Here is an 833-nt window from a genome sequence, read left to right as displayed (position 1 = left end):
CGGGGGTACGACGGGGGCGGCGGAGTCCCCCGTCCCCCCGCCGGTCGCGGACCGCTCGGGGGAGCGATCCGCCCCCGGGGAGGCTCCGTTGCCGCCACCCGCCCGGGCGAGCCGGCCGACGACCAGGCCGGTCAGCGCGGCGCCCGCGAGGAAGGCCCCGGGGCGTCGTCGTGCGAATCGGCTCAGGTCGCCCAGTACGCCCTCCACACCCCGGTGGTCCAGGTAGCGGGCCGCTCGTTGGCCGCGGTGCGCGGTTCGCGCCACCATTGTGCGGGCCGGGGAGTCGTCCCGTCCGTGCTCCGCCATGTCGGCCAGGTCGTCCGCCCACCGGCGCAGGGTCTCGGCGGCACGGTGGGTCTGTTCATCCGCCTCCTCCGTCACCCGGGTCCGCATGTCCCGGACCATCGTGTCGGCCTGGTGTCGCGCCTCCTCGACGACCGCGCCGACTTCCCGTCCGGCCGTCTCCATCGTTTTCTCGGCCGCCCGGCCTGCGACATCGGCCGTGGCGGAGGCCTCTTCCTTCGCCTCCCGCCCGACGACCCGCGCCCGTCCGGTGGCGTCCGTGGACTCACCGCTCATGGGTCCCTCCCGTTCGGGGACACGGCGGGGTCGTGCTCCCGGCCGGCGGGTCGGTGCTTCCGACCGCACCATGGAGACGACCGCTCCCCGATGTCCCATCGGTATCGGTACGTACCATGAACGCGTGACCGAAAATGTTCTGACAAAACAGATATCAGCCAACGTATTGCCGAAGTTAGACTTCTCTTCTCCGAAGGGGTGAGTCGTTGGTTATCCCCCTGCACCCCTCGAACCCCGACTCAACGGACTTCCTT

The 833-nt window shown here is 71.3% G+C and carries 1 protein-coding gene; it reads right to left on the bottom strand.

Annotation, left to right across the window (positions count from 1 at the left end):
* The coding region (locus FNQ90_RS25330) for a hypothetical protein (RefSeq protein WP_182608449.1) at positions 1-579 on the bottom strand (579 nt) is incomplete at its 3' end.
* Between the last annotated feature and the right edge of the window lie 254 nt (positions 580-833).

The sequence above is a fragment of the Streptomyces alkaliphilus genome (assembly GCF_014141535.1).
Taxonomy (GTDB): Bacteria; Actinomycetota; Actinomycetes; order Streptomycetales; family Streptomycetaceae; genus Streptomyces; species Streptomyces alkaliphilus.
This window is presented reverse-complemented; position numbering and strand designations above follow the sequence as displayed.